Source organism: Pseudomonas marginalis, from assembly GCF_024169655.1.
GTDB classification, from domain to species: Bacteria; Pseudomonadota; Gammaproteobacteria; order Pseudomonadales; family Pseudomonadaceae; genus Aquipseudomonas; species Aquipseudomonas paraveronii.
Genome location: NZ_JALJWV010000001.1, coordinates 3,377,199 through 3,399,713 on the forward strand (window position 1 = coordinate 3,377,199; position 22,515 = coordinate 3,399,713).

Genomic DNA, 22,515 nt, shown 5'->3' on the forward strand with positions numbered 1-22,515 from the left:
GACTGTGACAAATCAGAGCACGCTCCCCATCGCCTTCATCAACACCAGGTCGCGCCCATAAATATCCGGCGCATACACCAACCCACCCTGGCGATCCACTTCCACGGTCCAGTACCCGAGCAACACCGGCACCGGCGTGGCCAGGCGGAATTCATGGGTCACGCCGGTGGCCAGCAATTCATCGGTGCGAGTGCGTTCTGCCGGGGTCACCAGCAGGTCGCGCAGCAGCAAGGGTTGTTCAACCCGCACGCAACCCGAGCTGAACGCGCGCGGGCCTTTGGTGAACAGCGGTTGGCTGGGGGTGTCGTGCAGGTACACCGAGTACGGGTTGGGGAAACGCATGACGATCTTGCCCAGCGGGTTGCGCGGACCGGCGTCCTGGCGCAGCAGGATGTTGCCGGGGCGGGCCCAGTCGATGTGTTCGGGGGCCAGCGGGCGGCCCTCGGGGTCGAGCACTTGCAGGTTTTGCTGGCGCAGGTATTCGGGGTTGAGGCGGATGGCCGGGAGCTTGTCCTCGCGCATGATGGTGGGCGGGATGGTCCAGGTCGGGTTGAGGGTCAACCGGGTGATGCGCGACTTGAGCAGCGGTGTCTGGCGTTCGGCGCGGCCGACCTGCAGGCGGGTTTGCCACACCGGGATGCCACTCTGATAGACGCTCAGTTGCGCGGCGGCGACGTTGACCAGCACGCCTTCGGGCTCCAGGTCCTGGCTCAGCCAGCGGAAGCGCTCCAGGTTGATACGCAACTGTTCGCGGCGCATCAACGGGCTGATATTCAGTTCGGCCACGGTGCCGGCGCCGATCACGCCGTCGGATTGCAGCGAGTGGCTGACCTGGAAGGTCTTGACCGCCTGCACCAGTTCGTCTCGGTACTGCTTGTCGTTGCCCTTGGGTTCGCTAGCGAGGTAGCCGCCACGGTAGAGGCGCCGCGCCAGTTCCGGCACGCGCGGGTCTTCCATGCCGGGGCGCAACAGCGGCCCACTGGCGACCGCATCCCAATGGGGCAACGGCTGCTGGCGCAGCGTGGAGTAGACGTTACGCAGGCTGCGGTATAAATCCGCAGCGGGGCGGGCCTGGTCGAAGGCTTGCGCCATGTCGTGCAAGCCCGTGCTGGCGAAGGCCAACACCTCGGTATCCGGGTCGCGGGCGGGCGGCTGGGAATGCCACAGCGGTTCGAAGCGCGATTGCTGCAGGCGCCCATAATGCAAATCCTGCAGGGCGTGCAGGTACTGCTCGCTGGTGCCGATATCGCTGCACAGCACATTGGCCGCGGCATCCGCCGAGGGCAGGCTATAGTGGGTGGGGTCCAGGCCGTCGTCGGCCAGCATCAGCAACTGCGTTTGCAGTGCCTGGCGGCGTTCGGCGGCGGCCCACAGCGGCACATCACCCTGCTGCTGATAGAACGCCTGCAGGCGCGCCAATGTCGCCGCGTCGATGCGCGGGGCAAGGCTGGGGCAGACGCTGGGCAACTGCGCGAGGGCCTGTTGCACCGGGCTCGCCGGAATCACCGGCAACGCGTCCATCAGCACTTCGTCGGCTGTTGCGACCAGCGGTGCAACGAGCAAGCAAATGCTCAAGTAACATGCGTGTTTTTTGAACAATAGCTTTGCTCCAATCCACAGTGGGGGGATGTACTGTAGATGCTGACTTTTATGTGCCGCCTCGGCCTGATGACCTTGACCGTGGCTACGCTGAGCACCGTTGTGCTCGCCGCCGACGGCAACCCTGTTTCCTTGTATAGCAGCCTGGCGCGCTCGGCTCCAGAACTCAATCCCGCTGTACTGAAAAGCGCGCTGAGCGCGGTGCAGTGTGCGGTCAATAATGGCGAGGATCGTTCCGAGCGCCTGGCCGTGATTGACTATTCTCAGCCTTCGACCGCTCGTCGGCTATGGATTTTCGATTTGCGCAAAAAGACCCTGGTGCTGCGCGACCTGGTGGCCCACGGGGCCAAGTCCGGGGAAAACTTCGCCACCCAGTTCTCCAATCGTGAAGGCAGCCATCAGTCCAGCCTGGGCCTGTTCCGCACCCGGGAAAGTTACCTGGGCACTCATGGCTACTCACTGCGCATGGACGGCCTCGAGCCGGGCTTCAATGATCAGGCGCGTGACCGGGCCCTGGTGATTCACGCCGCCGACTATGTCAGCCCCTTGTGGAGCAAGCGCGAAGGCCGTATCGGCCGCAGCCAGGGCTGCCCGGCGGTGCGCCCGCAGGTGGCGCGCCAGGTGGTGGATAAACTCAAGGACGGGCAGTTCATGTTCTCGTGGTACCCGGACCAGCGCTGGTTGAAGTCTTCGACCTACCTCAACTGCAAACCCCAACAGGTGGCGAGTAGTCGTACAATCCGTGGCGGTTAGCCTGTCCCCACCGATAAGAGAGAGCGTCGCATGCTTCTACATAAGTCCACCTGGATCGAGATCGGCCAGTTTCTGGAGCGCAGCCGCACGGTGGTGATCCCCATCGGTTCGAATGAACAACATGGCCCCACCGGCCTGTTGGGCACCGACTGGATGTGCCCGGAAATCATCGCCCACCAAGCGCAAAAGCACGCCGACATCCTGATCGGCCCGACCTTCAATATCGGCATGGCCCAGCACCACCTGGGCTTTCCCGGCACCATTTCGCTGCGCCCATCCACCTTTATTGCTGCAATTGGCGACTGGGTACGTTCACTGGCCGGGCACGGTTTCGACAAGATCCTGTTTCTCAACGGCCATGGCGGCAACATCGCTACGATTGAAGCGGCGTTTTCCGAGCTGTACGCCGAAGCCAGCTTCGCCCGCCAACCGGCCGGGTTTGCGCTGAAACTGGTGAACTGGTGGGATCTGGAAGGCGTCAACGAGCTGGCTCACCGACAGTTCCCGGTCGGTCACGGCAGCCACGCCACGCCGTCGGAGATCGCCGTGACGCAGTGGGCTTATCCGGAGTCGATCAAGTCCGCCGATTATTCGCCGCAGATCGCCAACACCGGGCCGATCCGTGAAGCGCTGGACTTCCGCACGCGTTTCCCCGACGGGCGCATGGGCTCGGACCCGGCCCTGGCGACCGTGGAGAAAGGCGGTGAGTTGGTGGCGTTGGCCGCTCAAGGGCTGATCAAGGTTGTCGACAGCTTCAGTCACGAAGCAACACCTTAAACCATAGCCCCGCCCACAGGGTTTATCGGTGGCCTGCGGTCACTTGCACTCTTGTGCCGTCAACTCCAGGCGAGACGGTGTGATGGTCGACGCGAGCGGCTTGCGCTCATACAGGAACACCTTGGTGCCGTCCTGGGACTTGTAGGCCTCCAGTACATCATCGGCGGCAATCTTGCTGGTCAACACCACCCTGGCGTGGCGCGAGTTCTGCGTCACGGTCGAAGTGATATTGTATTTTTCTAGCTTGGGCAACACGCACTGCATATAACTTTCGGGGGTCTTGGCGGTTTGCAGGGTCAATGTCGGAGCATTCGGAGAAGACACACAACCGGCCATTAACAAGGAAGCAAAGGCCAGGGCCGGGGCGAAAAAAGAGCGCATAAAAATCCTGAATATATAAAAGGAAACGTTCACATCAACCCGCTCGGACTAACGCCTTGAGCGACACATCAAATTGTTTCAAGGCATCGAGCTGGACATCACGCTGCTGCTCGATCTGCGCGGCAATCTCCGGGGCGGCCTTGTCACGGGTCCACACCGATGGCACTTGCTTATGCACCGAGCCTTCGGCCTTGGCGATGTACTGCAGGTTCGCGTCGTAGAAGCGCGCGATAAAATGCGCCTCGACCTGATCGTTACGCGGGGTCAACAGTTGGTTATGGGTGTCGAGCATCACCACCACATCGGGGTGAGCCTGCACAAGCGCATCCAGCGTGTCGTAAACGGTCACCGACAAAAACGTACCTTGCAACGAACTCATCAACCAGTCGATGGCCAACTCCGGGTCGGAGCTGTTGACGAACGCCTCGCGGATGCGCCCATCGAGGGCATCCCTAGCGCCATTCAAGGCCGTGTCGTGGTAGCGTTCAAGGTAGCCGAGGTTGTCGACCGTGTTTTCGCTGTACAGCACCCCCACTGACTGCTCGTGCCGCAGGGAGTCTACGCTACCGTCGATTGATAGCAAATGGCCTGCACGCAGTTCATCGGCGATTGCCGGGTTGATCATGACCGCAGTGCTCATCATCAGGGTCATTAAAGCCAGTTGAATAAACGTCCTCATCGCGCGATTTCCTTGAACTGCGTCTCGATGGGGCGATTTTCCGCTTTTCCTGAAAAAACAGAACTTGCAATCCTCGATGATGACTATTATCTGAACCAATAGTGCTTACATAAAATCTATAAGGACCACGCTATGAAACCCCACCAGAAAACCTTCGACCGCATCCGCGAAGCCGTATTGCCGGAGTATCGCGAGCGGGTTGCCGATTACCTGGTCGACTATGAACGTGTCTTGCAAGACCCGACGGCCGACTCGGACGATGCCCAAGCCAGCGCCCAGCAATTGCTGGGCTATCTGCGAGGGTTGAACACCACTCGCGTGCTGGGCATGGCCGACTGGGAAGAGCTGGACCGGCGCGTAGCGCAGGAATGGCCTAAAGCGCGGGCCTTGGCAGATTGACCCATTCCTGCACCGATGGCCGCTGCCATTGGCGTTGCGCGTAGTCCACCAACTCGGCCGGTACGCTGTCGCCGTTGAGGATCAGGCGGTTAAGCATCACCGCCAGGTCCAAATCGGCAATCGACCACGCGCCGAACAAGTACGCCGGATTACCCGCCAACAGCACCTGCGCCGCACTGACCAGGCGGTGTGCAGCGGCCTCGGCCAGCGGCGACAACGGCGGCATCTGCTGCCCATAGAACACCACCAACGTCGAACGCTCCTGACGAATCGGCAGCAAATCGCTGCGCAACCACGCCTGAACCTGCCGCGCCCTCGCCCGCTGCTTTGGATCGGCCGGGTACACCGCGGTTTCGGGGTAGGCCTCGTCCAGGTATTCGCTGATCGCCGAGGACTCTGACAGGGCGAAGTCCCCGTCCACCAACGTCGGCACGCGCTGGGTCACGGACAGTCGGGCAAAGTCGTGCGTCTGGTGTTGCGCGGCATCCAAATCAAGGACCACGGTGTCGAACGCCAGACCTTTTTCGCGCAGGGTGACGAACACCGACATCGCATAGGGGCTGGCGAACAGCGAATCAACGTAAAGGCGCAGCGCGGCTTGGTTCATGACGGATCTCCTTGGGTGAAAGCCCACGCTACGAGAACGGCGGCGATAAAGACAATGCGCAGTTTTTATAGGGGCATTCCTCGGCGGAATAGCGGTTTAACCGGCAAACCCGCCCTGCTCCAGAAAGGCCCGTTCTTCCTCCGTGGTCAGCCTGGCCAGCACCTCATTGCGATGGGGAAAGCGCCCGAACTGTTCGATGATCCGCGCGTGTTCCTTGGCCCAATGGAACGTGTTGGCATCCAATGGCTGGTTGAGGACCAGGGAGCGTTGCTGGTCCTGCACGTTTTCAGAATGCTCAAACGGCAGATAGCAAAACGCACGCAATTGCGGCTCGATCAATTGATCCAGCCCGGCATCTACCATGCGCCGCGCATACAAGCGCGCCAATGGGTCCGTGGCAAACATATGCGCCGTGCCGCGAAATGCGTTGCGCGGGAACTGATCGAGCAGAATAAGCAAGGCCAGCGCGCCCTGCGCCGAGCTCAACCAGCCCTCCAGCTCACGCCGGGCCGCTTGCAGATGAGTGGCGTAGAAGGTGTCGCGAAACGCGGCGTCGAACGCAGCGTCCTTGGCGAACCAGCGCTTGGGGCCGGCTTGCGTCCAGAAGTCGACGACGGCATGCGGGGTATGGATTGCCTCGTTGTGTTGCTTGCTCATCAGCAGCCTCTTCCAGTGGTAGGCACGAGCGTCCTCGCCCTCAGTGACAACACGCAGCAGTGCGCATAAATACGTTATACGATAACATCCTGTTTTCGTCCTGCCCTTGTGAACGTCGACCATGAATGACGCTGTTTCCTTACGCCAACGCCTACTGTCCATCGACGCCCTGCGCGGTCTGGTTATCCTCATCATGTTGCTCGACCACGTGCGCGAGACCTTCCTGCTGCACCGTCAGGTCAGCGACCCGATGAGTATCGACAGCACCGAGCCTGCGCTGTTTATCAGCCGCACCCTCGCCCACGTGTGTGCGCCGGTGTTCGTGTTGCTCACCGGGCTGTCCGCCTGGTTGTACGGCCAAAAGTATCAGGGCCGTCGCGATGTGTCGGCCTTTCTGTTCAAGCGCGGGCTGTTCTTGATTGTGTTGGAGTTTAGCCTGGTCAACTTCGCCTGGACCTTCCAACTGCCGCCCAGCGTCATCTATCTGCAGGTGATCTGGGCGATTGGCCTGAGCATGATCGCCCTCGCCGCGCTGGTGTGGTTACCGCGCCCGCTGCTGATCACGTTGGCACTGGTGATCATGGCCGGGCATAACCTGCTGGACGCGCTGCACTTCGCTCCTGGGACAGTGCTGCAGACTGTGTGGGCGATCCTGCATGAACGTAGCTGGATCGAGGTGTCCGATCACCTGCGATTGCGCATCACATACCCGGTGTTGCCATGGATCGGTGTGATCGCGCTGGGTTACGGCCTGGGCCCGTGGTTTGCCAATGCCATGGCGCCGACCCTGCGTCAGCGCTACCTGTTGCGGGCGGGGCTCGGTGCGTTGGTCGGGTTCGTGTTGTTGCGGGCCGCCAATGGGTATGGCGAGAAGCCTTGGCAGATGTATGACAGCAGTCTGTCGACGCTGATGAGCTTTTTCAATGTCACCAAATATCCGCCTTCGCTGTTGTTTCTCGCGTTGACACTGGGCATTGGACTGTTATTGCTGCTGGCGCTTGAACGCGCGGGGCAGCGGTGCTGGATCGGCTTGCTCGCGGTATTTGGCGCAGCGCCGATGTTCTTTTACCTGTTGCATCTGTATGTGTTGAAAATCCTGTACATCGCGTGTGTGGCGCTGTTCGGCCTCGACCACGGCGACTACTTCGGTTTCGACAGTGTTGGCGCGATTTGGTGGGTGGCGCTGCTATTACCCATCGCACTGTATTGGCCAGTGCGCTGGTTTGCCGGGTTGAAAGCACGGCGGCGGGATATGGCGTGGCTCAAATACCTGTGACCCGTCGCCGCTCCGGATGCGGGAGGGAGCAAGTCCCCCGCCCGCATTTCTGTGAAATGTATTACGCCAGCTCGGCGCGCAGTTGACGCGCTGCCGTGACCATATGGATCAACGCCGCTTCAGTCTCCGGCCAGCCACGCGTTTTCAAGCCGCAGTCCGGGTTCACCCACAAGCGCTCTGCCGGAATCCGTTTGGCGGCCTTGCGCAGCAGGTTGGCCATTTCCGACGCGTCCGGCACCCGTGGCGAGTGGATGTCGTAGACGCCCGGGCCGATGTCGTTCGGGTAAGCAAAGGCTTCGAACGCGTCCAGCAACTCCATGTCCGAGCGCGAGGTTTCGATGGTGATCACGTCGGCATCCATCGCCGCGATGGACTCGATCACATCGTTGAACTCGCTGTAGCACATGTGCGTATGGATCTGGGTTTCGTCACGCACGCCGCAAGCGCACAGGCGGAATGCTTCGGTGGCCCAGTCCAGGTAGTGCTGCCATTGCGCCTGGCGCAACGGCAAGCCTTCACGGAACGCGGCTTCATCGATCTGCACGATCTGGATGCCGGCGGCTTCCAGGTCGACCACTTCGTCACGGATCGCCAGGGCGAGTTGACGCGCCTGCACTTCGCGGCTCACGTCTTCACGCGGGAAGGACCACATCAGCATGGTCACCGGGCCGGTCAGCATGCCCTTCATCACCTTGCGGGTCAGGCCTTGGGCGTAGCGTATCCAATCCACCGTCATCGCCTGCGGGCGGCTCAGGTCGCCGAAAATCACCGCCGGTTTCACACAGCGTGAACCGTAGCTCTGGACCCAGCCAAAGCGCGTGAAGGCGTAGCCGTCCAATTGCTCGGCAAAGTATTCGACCATGTCATTGCGCTCGGCTTCACCATGCACCAGCACGTCCAGGCCGATGTTTTCCTGCACTTCAACGGCGTGACGAATCTCGCTGTGCATCGCCTCGACGTATTCGGCCTCGCTCAACTTGCCCTGTTTGTAGGACTGGCGCGCCAGGCGGATCGACGCGGTTTGTGGGAACGAACCGATGGTGGTGGTCGGGAACGGCGGCAACTTGAGACCGGCGCGTTGTGTCTCGATGCGCTGGGCAAACGGCGACTGGCGCTGGCTGTCCTGAGCGGTGATCGCCGCCACACGGGCTTGCACCGCCGGTTTGTGAATGCGCGGCGATGCCGCGCGGGCCGCCTGTACGGCGCGGCTTTCGGCGAGGGCGGCGAGCACGTTCGGCGCTTCGGGCTGGTTGACGGCCTGGGCCAGCACGGCCACTTCGGCGCACTTCTGGACCGCGAACGCCAGCCAGCTTTTCAACTCGCTATCGAGCTGGTCTTCACGGCCCAGGTCGACCGGGCTGTGCAGCAACGAGCAGGACGGCGCCACCCACAGCCGATCGCCCAGCTTCTCATGGGCGTGCTGCAGGGTGCCGAGGGCGTGTTCCAGGTCGCAACGCCAGACGTTACGGCCGTTGACCACGCCCAGGGACAAGACTTTGTAGGCCGGCAGGCGGTCGAGGATGGTCGGGTACTGCTCCGGTGCGCGCACCAGGTCAATGTGCAGGCCATCCACCGGCAGGTTGGCGGCCAGGCCGAGGTTTTCTTCCAGGCCGCCGAAGTAGGTAGCGACCAATTTTTTCAGCGGATCGCGCTGGATCAGGTTGTAGGCGCGTTCGAAGGCGTTTTTCCACGCCTGCGGCAGGTCGAGTACGAGAATCGGCTCGTCGATCTGCACCCACTCCACGCCCAGGTCAGCCAGGCGCTGGAAGATCTGGCCGTACAGGGGCAGCAGGCGTTCGAGCAGGTCGAGCTTGTCGAAATCGCTGCCCTTGGCCTTGCCCAGCCACAGGTACGTCAGCGGGCCGATCACCACGGGCTTGACGGTGTGGCCCAGGTCACGCGCCTCCTTGACCTCGTCGAAGAGCTGCTCCCAACCGAGGTGAAAGTGCTGGTCGACGCTGAATTCAGGCACCAGGTAGTGGTAATTGGTGTCGAACCACTTGGTCATTTCCTGAGCGTGCGCCCCACCGCAGCAAGGGTCACTGACGCCGCGCGCCATGCCGAACAAGGTCTGCAAAGTGGCCTTGCCATCCGCCGGGCGGAAGCGCTCAGGGATCACCCCGAACATCAGCGAATGGGTGAGTACCTGGTCGTACCAGGCAAAATCACCGACGGGCAACAGGTCGATGCCGGCCTGTTTTTGCAAGGCCCAATGCGCCTTGCGCAAGTCACGGCCAACGGCGTGCAGGCCGGCTTCGTCGAGTTCGCCCTTCCAAAACGCTTCCTGCGCTTTTTTCAGTTCACGATCGCGTCCAATGCGTGGAAATCCGAGGGAATGAGCGACTGCCATGACTTACAACTCCAATACCGTTAGTGATGGCGGCCATTGTCGGCAGACTCGCATAGTGAGACAAACTCATTTTATTCCTGATGATCACAAGATCTACTCATGTTAATACCGCCCTCACGGCGCCTGAACACCTGACCCTTGTAGGAGCGAGCTTGCTCGCGAAGAACCTAAGTGCGCCGCGTACCGTCAGGCAGCCCGCATGATCGTTGGCGTTCTTCGCGAGCAAGCTCGCTCCTACAGGCTGTAACATCAACGGAATCGAATAGCTCACGAACAGCCGATTCTGGTCCTGGTCCCGCGCGACCTCACTGCGCGACACACCGTTACGCCAGCCGAACCCGACGTTCTTGAAGGTGCCGCTCTGCACCACATAATCCAACGAAATATCCCGCTCCCACTCGCTGGCGTTATTCCCGCTGGCGGTGAGGATATGGTCGCCTTTCAAATACATCATCGACGCCTTCAAGCCCGGCACGCCCAACGCCGCGAAGTCATAGGCGTATTGCGCAAAGGCCGTGCGCTCACCGGCCTGGATAAAGGTTTGCACCGTCCGGTCGGTGTAGAGGTACAGGCTGGAGCCACCCTCTCCTTTGTTCACCAGGCCGCCCTGGTTGAGTTGGGCAAAGTTGCTGTCATCGGACACTTGTTGGTAACCGGCGGTAATCGCGTGAGGCCCCAGGGAGTAGATGAAGGCCGCACTCCAGGTGTTGTTGTCGATTTCACCGCTGCCATTTTTGCTATAGCCGGCGAACTTGTAGCCTTCGGCGCGCCCGGCGGCGCTGCTGTTTTTGCCGTCGGAGGTGGTCTTGAAGTAACGCAGGTCGGTTTTCAACGAACCGTAGTCGCCCAGCGGCAATACATGAATCAAGCCGGCAAAGTGTTGTTGGTAATAGTCTTCGAGGTTGGCGTAGTAGTACTGGACCATCAGGTCCTTCGTCAGTTGGTAGTCGGCACCGGCGTAGGTGAATTTATTGCTTTCCTGGGTGCCGCCCGCCGCTGCCAGGTCGCTGGAGCCGCGCCCGGTGGTGTGATGATGGTTTGATGTCAGCGCCCTGGATACACCGCGATCCCAATGTGGGAGGGGGCTTGCCCCCGATAGCGTTGTGTCAGACACCCCATAGGCCAGCTGATCCACCGCCATCGGGAGCAAGCGTCCTCCCACATTGGGCCGGTGCATGCCGTTGGAGAGTCATATTCCGTGGCTATGCTTGGAAACCCGGCGCGCAAAATCCGCCCGCTAACCTTTCGATCTGCTCCAAGTGCGGGCACAATGCGTGTCCTTTTTTGGCAGGCACCGCCGCAGGCTCTCAAAAATGATCAAAACGCCGTACTACCTCATCGATAAACAGAAACTTCTGGTCAACATGCAGAAGATTGCTTACGTGCGCGAACAGTCCGGCGCCAAGGCGTTGCTGGCGCTCAAGTGCTTTGCCACCTGGTCGGTGTTTGACCTGATGCAGCAATACATGGACGGCACCACGTCGTCGTCGCTGTATGAATTGAAGCTCGGTCGCCAGAAGTTCGAAGGCGAGGCGCACGCCTACAGCGTGGCCTGGGCCGACGATGAAATCGAAGAGATGCTGGAAAACTGCGACAAGATCATCTTCAACTCCATCAGCCAACTGCAGCGCTTTGCCGAGCGTTCCGAGGGCAAGACCCGCGGCCTGCGCGTCAACCCGCAGGTGAGCAGTTCGGATTACCTGCTGGCCGACCCGGCGCGCCCGTTCAGCCGTCTGGGCGAATGGGACCCGATGAAAATCGAAGGCGTGATCGAGCAGATCTCCGGTTTCATGTTCCACAACAACTGCGAAAACGACGACTTCAGCCTGTTCGACAAGATGCTGTGTACCATCGAAGAACGCTTCGGTGCGTTGCTGCACAAGGTCAAGTGGGTCAGCCTCGGCGGCGGCATCCACTTCACCGGCGAAGACTATGCCGTGGACGCATTCTGTGCGCGCTTGAAGGCGTTCTCCGAGAAGTACGGCGTGCAGGTGTACCTGGAACCTGGCGAAGCCGCGATCACCAACAGCGCCTCGCTGGAAGTCACCGTGCTCGACACCCTCTACAACGGCAAACACCTGGCCGTGGTCGACAGTTCCATCGAAGCCCACCTGCTGGACCTGCTGATCTACCGCCTCAACGCCAAGCTGGCGCCGAGCGCGGGTGAACACACCTACATGGTGTGCGGCAAATCCTGCCTGGCCGGGGACATTTTCGGCGAGTATCAATTTGATCGTCCGTTGGCCATCGGCGATCGGCTGTCGTTCATCGACACCGCGGGCTACACCATGGTCAAGAAAAACTGGTTCAACGGCCTGAAAATGCCGTCCATCGTAGTGAAACAACTCGACGGTACAGTCGAGGTGGTTCGTGAATTTGGTTACGACGACTACCTGTCCAGCCTTTCGTAAGCTGGCGGATAAAGGAGAGATAAAGCAATTGAAAAAGAACGTTCTTATCATTGGTGCAGGAGGTGTCGCCAAGGTGGTGGCCCACAAGTGCGCGCAGCACAACGACGAACTCGGTCGTATTGCTATCGCGTCGCGCAACATCTCCAAATGCCAGGCCATCATCGACAGCGTCAAGGCCAAGGGTAGCCTCAAAGTACCCGCCGACATCCAAGCCTTTGCGCTGAACGCCCTGGACGTGGAAGCGACCAAGGCCCTGATCCGCGAGACACAATCGCAGATCGTCATCAACGTCGGCTCCGCGTTCCTCAACATGTCGGTGCTGCGTGCCTGCATCGATACCGGCGTGGCTTACCTCGACACCGCCATCCACGAAGAGCCGGGTAAGGTCTGCGAGACCCCGCCGTGGTACGGCAACTACGAATGGAACCACCTGGAAGAGTGCAAACAGAAGAACATCACCGCCATCCTTGGCGTGGGCTTCGACCCGGGTGTCGTCAACGCCTATGCCGCGCTGGCGCAGCAACAGCATTTCGACCGCATTGATTCGATCGACATTCTCGACGTCAATGCCGGCTCCCATGGCAAATACTTCGCCACCAATTTCGACCCGGAAATCAACTTCCGCGAATTCACCGGACAGGTGTGGAGCTGGCAGAACAGCCAGTGGACCAGCAACACCATGTTCGAAGTCAAACGCACCGACGACCTGCCGGTGGTCGGTTCGCAGAACCTGTACCTGACCGGCCACGATGAAGTCCACTCGCTGTCGAAAAACCTCGACGTGCCCAACGTGCGCTTCTGGATGAGCTTCGGCGAACACTACATCAACGTGTTCACCGTGCTGAACAGCCTCGGCCTGCTCTCCGAAAAGCCGGTCACCACCGCCGAAGGCCTGCAAGTGGTGCCGTTGAAAGTGGTCAAGGCCGTGCTGCCCGACCCGTCTTCGCTCGCCCCTGGCTACACCGGCAAGACCTGCATCGGCGACTTGGTCAAAGGCACCAAGGATGGCCAGCCGCGCGAGATGTTCATCTACAACGTGGCGTGCCATGAAGAAGCCTTTGCTGAAACTGAAAGCCAGGGCATTTCCTACACCGCAGGCGTGCCACCCGTCGCCGCTGCGCTGCTGGTTGCACGTGGCGAGTGGGATGTGAAGCACATGGCCAACGTTGAGGAGCTGCCGGCTGAGCCGTTCCTCAAGGCGCTGGACGTGATGGGCTTGCCGACTCGGATCAAAGACGAGCACGGTGATCGGGCTTGGGATGCGATGGCCTGATAGGCGATAGCTGACCGAACCAAAATGTGGGAGGGGGCTTGCCCCGATAGCGGTAGATCAGTCACAGCTGTATTGACTGACACACTGTAATCGGGGGCAAGCCCCCTCCCACATTTGGATTCGTGATGCTTCCTGCACACACGGGAGCGGCCTCAAAACACCGACCAGCCAATCCGCTCACTCAGCAACTCCAACGCCTTGATCCCTGCCAGCGAATTCCCCGCCGCGTTCAACTCCGGCGACCACACGCACACCGTGAACTGCCCCGGCACCACCGCGACAATGCCGCCGCCGACTCCGCTCTTGCCCGGCAAGCCCACGCGATAGGCGAAATTCCCCGCCTCGTCATACAGCCCGCTGGTGGCCATGATCGAGTTGACCTGCTTGGTCTGGCGCGCGGTCAGAATCTGCTCGCCGCTGTGGGCACTTACCCCCTCGTTGGCCAGGAAGCTGAACGCCCTGGCCAAATCCAGGCAGCTCATTTGTAGCGCACAGTAATTGAAGTAACTGTGCAGCACCGCGTCGACATCGTTATGGAAGTTGCCGAACGACTTCATCAGGTAGGCCATGGCCGCATTGCGTGCGCCGTGTTGCGCTTCCGACTCGGCGACGACGCTGTTGACCAGGATCTGCGGGTTGCCCGACAGGCGCCGCACAAAGTCGCGCATCGACAGAATCGGCACGGCAAAGCGTGACTGGTTGATATCGCAGATCACCAGCGCGCCGGCATTGATAAAGGGGTTGCGTGGGCGACCGCGTTCGAACTCCAGCTGCACCAGCGAGTTGAACGGCTGGCCCGAGGGCTCGTGGCCCAGGCGCTCCCAGATGGTTTCGCCGCCGTGGTCGATGGCTTGCACCAGGCTGAACACCTTGGAAATGCTCTGCACCGAGAACAGGGTATCGGCATCCCCGGCGCAGTAGGCCGTGCCGTCATTGCCGTACACAGCGATCCCCAGTTGATCGGCGGGCACGTCGGCCAGCGCGGGGATGTAGTCGGCGACTTTGCCGAGGCCGATCAGTGGACGAACTTCGTCGAGAATCGACTCCAACAGCGCCTGCATGTCTTGTCCTGTCATCGTTCTTTGAATCAGTGGTAAGCGGGGCGCGGAGGATACTTCAATGTACTCGGCAGGCCCACTGGCGGGAGGCGGTGTATGGCTTAGAAATACGTCACATCCGACACCTGCTCATCCAGCACATCCCGCGCCAGCGCCCATGCCTGGTCATTGGACCCCACCAGCAGCAGCGGATAACCCCAGGCCTGGCCGAAGGTCATGGCGAACGGCTTGAGTGCCCGGCGTTTGGCGGCGCAGGGCTCCACCTGGATCATGCCTTTGACATACGCACGCAGGGCCTGCCGGTGTTTCCTCATCCAGAGCGAGGCATGCTCGCGCTCTTCGTAGGAATGCGCGTGATTGAGTTCGTCCAAGGCTTTTTCATACAGCAACACAAAAGATTGCTGACGTGCCAGCAGGCCTTCGAACATCACGAAGCTGTCCTGCGACCCGCCTTCATTCGGCGCATCAAAAACGATCTTCACCACGGGAAATGTTGAACTGTCGAGGCGCATGGCAGAGCTCCTTAATGAGAATTGATCTCACTATAAAGCTCGCAAGGCTGGACGGCATTGCACAGAATAGCCAAAATGTTTCGCAATTCAGCCAAGCTGCGAGCCCGCTATGAAACGCCACCGCCTGGACCTGCATGATCCGCTATTGGCCAAGGATGCCGACGTAATCCCACGTGCCGTGGTGGCCGTAGGCGCGAGCAGTACGTCCGAGAGTTGGGAACACGTTCAGCACACCCACCGCAAAGGCCAGTTGATGTACACGCTGCGCGGGGTGATTCATTGCGAAATCGAGGCCGGTATCTGGATTGTGCCGCGCCAGTGCGCGCTGTGGATTCCCGGCGGTACGCCCCACGCCGCCCGTGGCTCCGGGGAAGCGGAGGTGTATTGCCTGCTGATCGACCCCGACGCTGCCAGCGCCCTGCCCTCGCAATGCTGCACCCTGGCGGTGTCCGGCCTGCTGCATGAGCTGATCGGCAAAGCGGTGAGCTTCCCGCAGTTGTATGAAGTGAACGGTGCGCAGGGACGTTTGATCGGCACATTGCTGGACGAGCTGGCCCAGGCGCGCATCGAAGGCCTGCACCTGCCGATGCCCCAAGACCCGAGGCTGCGCCGCATGGCCGACAGTCTGCTGGCCAACCCCGGCGATAAAGCCACGCTCGGACAATGGGCGGTGCGCATCGGCATGAGCGAGCGCAGCATGACCCGCCTGTTGCTGGAGGAGTCCGGCCTGAGCTTCGGCCGCTGGCGCCGGCAGTTGCATGTGATCCTGTCGCTGCAACGACTGGCCAAGGGCGAAAGTGTGCAGCGGGTCGCCCTGGATTTGGGCTATGAGAATGCCAGCGGTTTTATCACCATGTTCCGCAAGGCCGTAGGCCAGCCGCCGGCGCGTTACCTGGCGGACCGCGCCGGGGTGGCGACGTCAACCGCTGCCCCTGCGGCCATTGCATTGCACTCGCTGCAGCCGCTTGATCAGCGCTGAACCGGAATCCGGATATCCCCGCCCCGGCACTGGGTTTTCACACTCTTGGGGCAGCCGGCAAAACGCAGTTCCTTGCTCAGGCACACCCGCACTTCGGACAACACCTTGCCCTTGCAGATCACCGCCACGCCATGGTTGCCCATGGCCGGGTTACTCTCGCGAAACAGCGCCTCGATCTCCCGCGCCTCCAGGTAACCCGGCACGTTGAACGGCTGCAATTGCTGCGGGATCTGCACCGTGGCCAAGGCCGCATCGGTGGCTTGCAGGTAGCGCGAGGCGCCCAGACCGCTGCAGGTGCCATGTTTGGACCATTCATGCTTGAGCAATGCCTGCGTCGGGAACATCAACGCGCCTTTGGCCAGCTCATCGGCCGACAGCCGCGACTGCGCATCGCACGACGCCGGCCAGCCACCCCGCGCGTATTGCGGCCATAGCCCATGCAATACAAACCCATAGCCTTTGCCGCTGCATTGCTCGTTGTTCGGGTGCGCCAGGCAGAACGTCGGCGACCACGACAGCGACAGCACATAAAAATCAAAGTCCCCCGCCGGCCGCTGCTCCCGTGGCGCCGCCTGCGTCGCCATACTTGCCAGTACCCACCCCACGGCCAGCCAGGCTGCCTTGTATTTCATCCGTCTGTTCCTTGAAAAAATAAGCCCGCATTGTTAGCGCAGACCAACGCCCGGCGAAAGTCGTGAATGCAACACGTCGCCAAAGAAAACTACTCAGGATGGTAGGGATTGCGTTGCAGCACCTTGTCCAGAATCCGATCGGTCTTCAACGCCTCGATCGCCAGCGCAGGATGCTCGGCGTCGCCGCGAATATGCGCATTCATGCCCAACACATGGTGCCACTGGATATGCGTGTGGCAAGGCACCTCCAGCACTTCGTCGACTTCCCCTTCAAGCCGCAAGGGTTGGTCGTCGAACACCGCAAACGTGATACGACCCTGCGTGCCGATCAGCTCGACGCGATCTTCACGGCGGTCCGCGACAAAGTTCCAGCAGCCCATGCCCAGCGCGCCGGAGCTGAAGGTCCAGCAGGCGGTCACCGCATCTTCCGCCGCATACCGCCCGGCCTGTCGCGCGGTAAACCCGGCAACCTCGACAATGTCCCCGGCCAGGTACTGGAACAGATCAAAGCCGTGGCTGGCCAGGTCGGCAAAATAGCCGCCGCCGGCAATGGCCGGGTCGGTGCGCCAGTTGGCGGCGCTGGTGTCTTCGACGGCCGGCGGCTTGCACAGGGACCAGGTCAGGTGCCGCAATTGGCCGATGCGCCCGTCGCGCAGCCAGTCGCGCACTTGCTGGAACCGCGGCAGCGAACGGCGATAGTAGGACACAAACAAATGCAGCCCGGCACGTTCGAAGGTGCGCTGCATCAATGCGCCCTGCTCGGCATTCAGTGCCATGGGTTTCTCGACGCAACAGTGCTTGCCGGCAGCGGCGACCATCAGGCTGTATTCGAGGTGGCTGTCGGGCGGTGTGGCGATGTACACCGCGTCCACTTCAGGGTCGTTAATCAGTGCCTGCGCGTCGGTATAGAAACGGGCGATGCCGTGGCGTGCCGCATAATCGCGCACAACCTCTTCGCGGCGCCCCATCACGGCCACCAGAGCCGAACCTGGCGCTTTGTAGAAAGCAGGTCCACTCTTTAACTCAGTGACACTGCCACAACCGATCATGCCCCAACGTACGGTTTTCATCTGTTTACCTCGTGCGTTGTCGTCAATCGACCAGTATCCACGTCATCACACAGGTGCGCCACCATCACCCAGCACGACATTTGCATTACACTTTTATGACAGACATTTCGCTGCGGGGTACAGACGGTGAAAATACGCGCAACGGTGATTTGCGAACACGAGGGGCACATCCTCTTCGTGCGCAAGGCCAGATCGAAATGGGCGTTGCCGGGCGGCAAGGTCGAACGCGACGAGCGCCCGGTCGGCGCAGCCGAGAGGGAGTTGGAAGAAGAAACCGGGTTGAACGTCGACGGGCTGCTGTACCTGCAGGAATTGAAGGTGCGCGACACGCTGCACCATGTGTTCGAGGCGTCGGTCGTGAACATCGCGCAAGCGCGGCCATGCAATGAGATCACCGATTGCCGGTGGCACGCCTATGGTGCCCTGGACGAGCTGGACACCACCGACACCACGCGGCACATCGTCAAATCTTTTCTGCGACGCCTGTAGTTCCGCACTCTGCCCGCTCGCTTGAGCAGGCCATTTGCTTACTGCCGTTCGACGAAGGATTTGACGAACGTGCCAGTGGCGGTGTGCGCCACCGTGCCGCCGCTTCCCCCGTGAACATGCGCGTTGATGATTAGTCTGGCCAACGGCTCACAGAACTGCGACCAACTCCGGTACCAAGACAAACACAATAGACGGATGCACGCAGAGTTTGCCGAGATTTACGTTTGAAGTTGAGGTCAAATCCCAGGCAAAAAAAATCCCAAGTAGCTGATGGAAACTTGGGATTTAAAAATGCATAAACCGTGGGAGGTGAACGCGCGGCTATAATACCGATTGCCTAAACCTGTAACAAGATGGTTTTAATCCTTTCGTCGGACTGAAGTCGCTGTAAGTCATTCAATAACCACACATTTCTTAAGGTGGCCAGGTATATAAACGCCACTTTTTGGTGCAACTACCGGAGTGACTTGCGAACACTATCTCCCTTTATAAAGAGGGGTTATCAATCGATCGCTGTATAAGACTTTTCATCGACTGTCCTCTCAACTGGTTGCACCTCTCGCTAAGTTCAATCCTGTTTGTCGACGCCGCACTGGCCACGCGTTCCACTTGCCTGCAGAGGGCCAGGTGCTCGGCGGCCTCTTCACGCTGGCGGTCGACTTCGGTATTGAAGTGCACGAAATAGCTCCCCAACAACACCGCAATACACAGCACCGCGACCGCGAAGTAGCGCAAGCTGTCGGGCGACCGGGGCTCTGAAGGGTTCGTCACCTTATTGCGCCCTGCTCTTCTGCCGGCGAGCTTCGGGGATCAGGAACAGCGCGGCGAGATCACCCGACGTCGCCTCGGAAAAAAGCGTTTGCATACCTGCCTCCTAAATGCAGGACGCAATAGTATGCAAATTGAAATGCAGAGATTGTCGTGGATTTGTAAAACGCGCTGCCGAACAGCAAGAGCCTCCTTATTTACGCGCCACTTTGTAGCGCACGCAATCCTGATAAAAACTCTGGCGGATCGCCTCGGGTTTGAGCCGTGAACGACTGTCATAGGTCTGTTCGGTGATGCCCATGGCCATCATGCGCATCCATGATTTATTGAACTTGATGGTCTGGATCTTCTGCCGCGCGGCATACAGTGAGACGCCCGAGAGCTTGAGTTCCTGAGCCCTGGCAGCCGTGCCCGCGCCCCAACTGCACATGTACTTGTCACCCTCGCGCAGCTCCCGTGCCTGCACGGCAGCTGCGCCGCCGGCCAGGGAACAGGCGATCAGCATGATTCCAACAGTGCGCATTTGCTTCCTCACCTAACCACCTGAAAATAAAAGCGATTCTGGCGAGGATTTTGTTACAAAGGGGCCACTAAATTGCCTTACCGCACTGTATGAGTGGGTGCCTTCGTCGGAAATGGCCGGGTCTATATCGATATCACAATCAGTCGGATCGACATATTGGGTCGCCCTTTCAAGTCGTTTCATACGGTTTTTCCCCAGGCCGTGTCAGCCCCTTCTGATTTTTCCAGCCGTTCGTCCAGCGCCTTTTTTCCGCAGCAGACTCCGACGCCTTACCCTTTGCCGAGACGTCACGGATGACTAACGTTTCCCACATTGCCTTTATCAACCCTGAGCTGAACAGCATCGATCAACGCCCGGCCGAGTATCCCCAGCAGGTTAACGCCAGGTATGCCCACGCACTGGACTCCCTGAGACTGACCGATGCCGCACTGGACGGGATTTTGCCGTTTGAGTGGACGCGGTGGTACCACACCCGTGCGGTGGACGTAGACTGTGGATTGGGGTTTGGCTGGGGCCACTCGCTGGCACATCGGCTGACGCTGACGGACGACTCGGTGGTATGGATTGACCATGAGAACCGATCGACTGTCCTGCCCTTGCCGACTGAGGCGCGACCGACAATCAGCAATCGCCTGGCCGACGTCGCGATCTATCTGGGGGCTTGGCCTGATGAGCTGGTGCTGTCCCAGGCGTCACGTTTCTACCACTTCTACAACGGTGTGCTGACCGCAATCAGCGATGCCTACGACAACCGGCTGCGTGTTTTCCGCGATGCGTTGGGGCGCATTGAGCGATTGGATAACGGTGTCGGTCGCTCGCTGTTTTGGCGTTATGAGCACGGCCGCATGGTGGCGGTCGATTACCAGGTTGAGCGGGCCAAGGGGCGTGCGGACTGCGTCTGGGTGACCGAACAGACCGTGGTTTCCTACACCTATGACGACATTGGACGACTGGCTTCAGCGACCAATGCTGCCGGGGAAAGCGAGATCTATCGGTACGACCAGCAGCACCTCATTCTTGAGCGTCAGTTGGCCGGCGGCGCACGTTTCTTTTGGGCGTGGGAAGGGGCTGGGAAGGCTGCGCGATGTGTTCGGCATTGGGCCAGTTTTTTGCAGATGGACACGCGGTATGTCTGGGGCGACGACGGCAGCGTTACCCTTCACAACGCCGATGGGAGCCAGGAAATGTATGTTAATGCCCCACAGGCACGGCTGGTGCAGCGGGTTGATCCGGATGGCGCCAAGCATTTCAAATCCTACGACGACATGGGTCGGCTGACGGTCGAGCAAGACCCACTCGGCGCGGTGAAGGCGTATCAATACGACAACGCCGGACGCTTGGTGGCGTTTTTTCCAGGGGAGGATGAGCCAACGTCCTACGAGTATGCCAATGGATTTTTACGCGTAGTACGCCGTGGCCAGGCCGTTTGGAACTACGAGCATAATGACCAAGGCAATGTCATTCGTAAGACCGACCCCGATGGCAACGTGACCGACTATAGCTACAACAAATGTGGGCAGTTGATCGGGGTTTGGTTTCCTGACCACAGTTGCCTGCGGCGGGTGTGGAATGAGCGTGGGCAACTGCTTGAGGAACAGTGGCCGGACGGCGGCGGGAAGCGCTATCGCTATGACGATCTCGGTCGGCGGGTGGCGCAAGAGGACAAGCATGGGGCGCTGACCCAGTACCAGTGGGACAGTGTCGGACGGTTAGCGTGTGTGGTCATGCCCGACGGTGGCACGCGGGAATATAGCTACAACCCCTACGGAAAAATCACCGCCGAACGCGATGAACTGGGGCACGTCACTCGCTACGACTACATCGACGGTCTGCCCCTGATCAGCCGCCGCTTGAATGCGGACGGCACCCAGGTCAACTACCGCTATGACCACGTTCGATTGCTGCTCACCGAAATCGAAAACGAAATCGGCGACATCTATCGGTTCGACTACCACCCCAACGGCCTGCTCCAGCAGGAAATCGGCTTTGACGGCCGACGCACCGCCTACACCTACGACCTCAACGGTCACCTGCTGGAAAAAACCGAACACGGCGCCGACGGCAGTCTGCTGGTCACCCACTACCGGCGAGACCACGCCGGTCGGTTGACAAGGAAAACCCTGCCCGACGGCAGCATCGTTGAATATACCTACGACCGCCAAGGCAACCTTCTCAGCGTCAATGACGACCACCGGCCCCTCACTTTCGCCTATGACCGGCAAAATCGCCTGATCGCCGAACATCAGGGCTGGGGCACACTCCACTATGGCTACGACGCTTGCGGCCGGCTTAAACACCTGCGCTTACCGGACAACAACCAGTTGGTGTTCAACCATGACAAGGGCGGCCACTTGGCGACCGTCGAACTCAATGGCACGCTGCTGACTTCACACCTGTTCGACGCCGGCCGAGAACACCAACGCGCCCAAGGCAAACTGCTCAGCAGCTACCAATACGATGACCATGAACGCCTGTTCAACCATGGCATCTGCGATGTCCAAGGCACTCGCTACCGCCGCCAATACGGCTACGATCAAGCCGGCAACCTCAGCCGCTTGCTCGACACGCGCAAAGGCGAACATCGCTACCACTACGACACGCTAAACCGCCTGACCCGCGTCGATCACTCCCAGGCCGCGCAGGAACGCTTCGCCTACACTCCGGCTGGCAATCGTCTGACGCTCCAGGATAACCACTACTACGACTACGACGCCTTTGGCAACCTCGTCCGCGAACGGCACGGCAAGGACCACCCACTCATCACCGAATACCGCTACGACTGTCAGCACCGCCTGATCGGCCTCACCCGACCCAACGGCCAAACCGCCCACTACCGCTACGACCCGTTTGGTCGGCGCATCAGCAAAACCGTTGCCGGCACGACCCGCGAGTTTTTCTGGCAAGGCGACAAACTGATCGCCGAACACCACGCACAACTGCATCGCAGCTACGTCTACGAACCCGACAGTTTCCGCCCACTGGCCCTGCTGGAAGGCTTCGGTCCACACCACACCAAGCCGTTCCACTACCAACTGGATCACCTAGGCACCGCGCAGGAGCTGACCGCGCCCGACGGCGAAATCGTGTGGTCCGCGCACTACCGCGCCTACGGCCAGATCACCCGATTCGACATCGAAAAAATCGAAAACCCGCTGCGTTCCCAAGGTCAATACTTCGACCCGGAAAGCGGGCTGCACTACCACCGCCACCGCTACTACAATCCGCAGAGTGGTCGCTACCTGACGCCCGACCCGCTGAAAGGAGTGGGCGGGCTCAACGGCTATCGCTATGCGCCCAACCTCACAGGGAGGGCTCTGTCGGG

General features: G+C 60.3%; 19 protein-coding genes and 2 pseudogenes. 9 read left to right on the top strand and 12 right to left on the bottom strand.

All coding sequences use genetic code 11. The features are described 5' to 3' along the window. Positions 1–12 precede the first annotated feature (12 nt). Positions 13–1,599 carry a L,D-transpeptidase family protein gene (locus J2Y83_RS15230; RefSeq protein WP_253396401.1) on the bottom strand — a complete coding sequence of 529 codons (1,587 nt, stop codon included), beginning with the start codon at positions 1,597–1,599 and terminating at the stop codon, positions 13–15. 39 nt (positions 1,600–1,638) lie between these two features. Between J2Y83_RS15230 and J2Y83_RS15235 the strand changes: the two genes are divergently transcribed. Beyond that, positions 1,639–2,352 (top strand): murein L,D-transpeptidase catalytic domain family protein, encoded by a 714-nt coding sequence (locus tag J2Y83_RS15235; RefSeq protein ID WP_253396403.1) that lies wholly within the window; start codon positions 1,639–1,641, stop codon positions 2,350–2,352. A gap of 30 nt (positions 2,353–2,382) precedes the next feature. Further along, complete coding sequence (locus J2Y83_RS15240; protein ID WP_253396405.1) at positions 2,383–3,129, top strand: creatininase family protein; 747 nt, start codon at positions 2,383–2,385, stop codon at positions 3,127–3,129. 39 nt (positions 3,130–3,168) lie between these two features. Here the strand turns inward: J2Y83_RS15240 and J2Y83_RS15245 are convergent, their stop codons facing one another. Beyond that, positions 3,169–3,510: a hypothetical protein gene (locus J2Y83_RS15245; protein ID WP_253396407.1), complete on the bottom strand. Its 342-nt coding sequence runs from the start codon at positions 3,508–3,510 to the stop codon at positions 3,169–3,171. Between the two features lie 34 nt (positions 3,511–3,544). After that, positions 3,545–4,189 (bottom strand): ATPase, encoded by a 645-nt coding sequence (locus tag J2Y83_RS15250; RefSeq protein WP_253396409.1) that lies wholly within the window; start codon positions 4,187–4,189, stop codon positions 3,545–3,547. A gap of 132 nt (positions 4,190–4,321) precedes the next feature. Between J2Y83_RS15250 and J2Y83_RS15255 the strand changes: the two genes are divergently transcribed. Further along, positions 4,322–4,588 carry a hypothetical protein gene (locus J2Y83_RS15255; RefSeq protein ID WP_247403901.1) on the top strand — a complete coding sequence of 89 codons (267 nt, stop codon included), beginning with the start codon at positions 4,322–4,324 and terminating at the stop codon, positions 4,586–4,588. Here J2Y83_RS15255 and yfcF read toward each other — a convergent pair. Both yfcF and J2Y83_RS15265 read right to left on the bottom strand, forming a co-directional pair. Further along, on the bottom strand, positions 4,563–5,195 hold the full coding sequence (yfcF, locus tag J2Y83_RS15260; RefSeq protein WP_253396411.1) for a glutathione transferase: 633 nt from the start codon (positions 5,193–5,195) through the stop codon (positions 4,563–4,565). The two genes, J2Y83_RS15255 and yfcF, sit on opposite strands and share 26 nt — an antisense overlap. A gap of 96 nt (positions 5,196–5,291) precedes the next feature. Beyond that, positions 5,292–5,852 carry a DUF924 family protein gene (locus tag J2Y83_RS15265; RefSeq protein ID WP_253396413.1) on the bottom strand — a complete coding sequence of 187 codons (561 nt, stop codon included), beginning with the start codon at positions 5,850–5,852 and terminating at the stop codon, positions 5,292–5,294. Positions 5,853–5,973: 121 nt separating this feature from the next. Here J2Y83_RS15265 and J2Y83_RS15270 point away from each other — a divergent pair, with 121 nt between their 5' ends. Continuing rightward, entirely contained in the window at positions 5,974–7,128 is a 1,155-nt protein-coding gene (locus J2Y83_RS15270; protein WP_253396415.1) for a DUF1624 domain-containing protein, read from the top strand. A 61-nt stretch (positions 7,129–7,189) separates the two neighbouring features. Here J2Y83_RS15270 and metE read toward each other — a convergent pair whose 3' ends face one another. Next, positions 7,190–9,478 carry a 5-methyltetrahydropteroyltriglutamate--homocysteine S-methyltransferase gene (gene metE / locus J2Y83_RS15275; RefSeq protein WP_253396416.1) on the bottom strand — a complete coding sequence of 763 codons (2,289 nt, stop codon included), beginning with the start codon at positions 9,476–9,478 and terminating at the stop codon, positions 7,190–7,192. Positions 9,479–9,725: 247 nt separating this feature from the next. After that, positions 9,726–10,508 (bottom strand): annotated as a pseudogene (locus J2Y83_RS15280) (OprD family outer membrane porin); the annotation flags it as partial. A 283-nt stretch (positions 10,509–10,791) separates the two neighbouring features. On the opposite strand from J2Y83_RS15280, the gene J2Y83_RS15285 reads away from it, so the two are divergent. Both J2Y83_RS15285 and J2Y83_RS15290 read left to right on the top strand, forming a co-directional pair. Beyond that, a complete protein-coding gene (locus tag J2Y83_RS15285) occupies positions 10,792–11,889 on the top strand; it encodes a carboxynorspermidine decarboxylase (RefSeq protein WP_253396419.1) in 1,098 nt (365 codons plus the stop codon). Between the two features lie 28 nt (positions 11,890–11,917). Continuing rightward, complete coding sequence (locus tag J2Y83_RS15290) at positions 11,918–13,162, top strand: saccharopine dehydrogenase family protein (RefSeq protein WP_253396421.1); 1,245 nt, start codon at positions 11,918–11,920, stop codon at positions 13,160–13,162. Positions 13,163–13,314: 152 nt separating this feature from the next. Here J2Y83_RS15290 and glsB read toward each other — a convergent pair whose 3' ends face one another. Both glsB and J2Y83_RS15300 read right to left on the bottom strand, forming a co-directional pair. Next, positions 13,315–14,223, bottom strand: a complete 909-nt coding sequence (glsB, locus tag J2Y83_RS15295; RefSeq protein WP_253396422.1) for a glutaminase B — start codon at positions 14,221–14,223, stop codon at positions 13,315–13,317. A 98-nt stretch (positions 14,224–14,321) separates the two neighbouring features. Continuing rightward, the gene (locus J2Y83_RS15300; RefSeq protein ID WP_253396424.1) at positions 14,322–14,732 is read right to left on the bottom strand and encodes a hypothetical protein; all 411 of its coding nucleotides are present in this window, start codon (positions 14,730–14,732) and stop codon (positions 14,322–14,324) included. Positions 14,733–14,841: 109 nt separating this feature from the next. Between J2Y83_RS15300 and J2Y83_RS15305 the strand changes: the two genes are divergently transcribed. Next, complete coding sequence (locus J2Y83_RS15305) at positions 14,842–15,711, top strand: AraC family transcriptional regulator (RefSeq protein ID WP_253396426.1); 870 nt, start codon at positions 14,842–14,844, stop codon at positions 15,709–15,711. Here the strand turns inward: J2Y83_RS15305 and J2Y83_RS15310 are convergent. Both J2Y83_RS15310 and J2Y83_RS15315 read right to left on the bottom strand, forming a co-directional pair. Next, entirely contained in the window at positions 15,702–16,343 is a 642-nt protein-coding gene (locus J2Y83_RS15310; RefSeq protein ID WP_253396428.1) for a ribonuclease T2, read from the bottom strand. The genes J2Y83_RS15305 and J2Y83_RS15310 overlap by 10 nt on opposite strands. A gap of 89 nt (positions 16,344–16,432) precedes the next feature. Further along, a complete protein-coding gene (locus J2Y83_RS15315; RefSeq protein ID WP_253396430.1) occupies positions 16,433–17,413 on the bottom strand; it encodes a Gfo/Idh/MocA family protein in 981 nt (326 codons plus the stop codon). Positions 17,414–17,539: 126 nt separating this feature from the next. Between J2Y83_RS15315 and J2Y83_RS15320 the strand changes: the two genes are divergently transcribed. Next, a complete protein-coding gene (locus J2Y83_RS15320; RefSeq protein WP_253396432.1) occupies positions 17,540–17,902 on the top strand; it encodes an NUDIX hydrolase in 363 nt (120 codons plus the stop codon). Between the two features lie 961 nt (positions 17,903–18,863). Here the strand turns inward: J2Y83_RS15320 and J2Y83_RS15330 are convergent. After that, on the bottom strand, positions 18,864–19,193 hold the full coding sequence (locus J2Y83_RS15330) for a hypothetical protein (protein WP_026136677.1): 330 nt from the start codon (positions 19,191–19,193) through the stop codon (positions 18,864–18,866). A 407-nt stretch (positions 19,194–19,600) separates the two neighbouring features. Between J2Y83_RS15330 and J2Y83_RS15335 the strand changes: the two are divergent. Next, positions 19,601–22,501 (top strand): annotated as a pseudogene (locus tag J2Y83_RS15335) (RHS repeat-associated core domain-containing protein); the annotation flags it as partial. Positions 22,502–22,515: the final 14 nt, after the last annotated feature.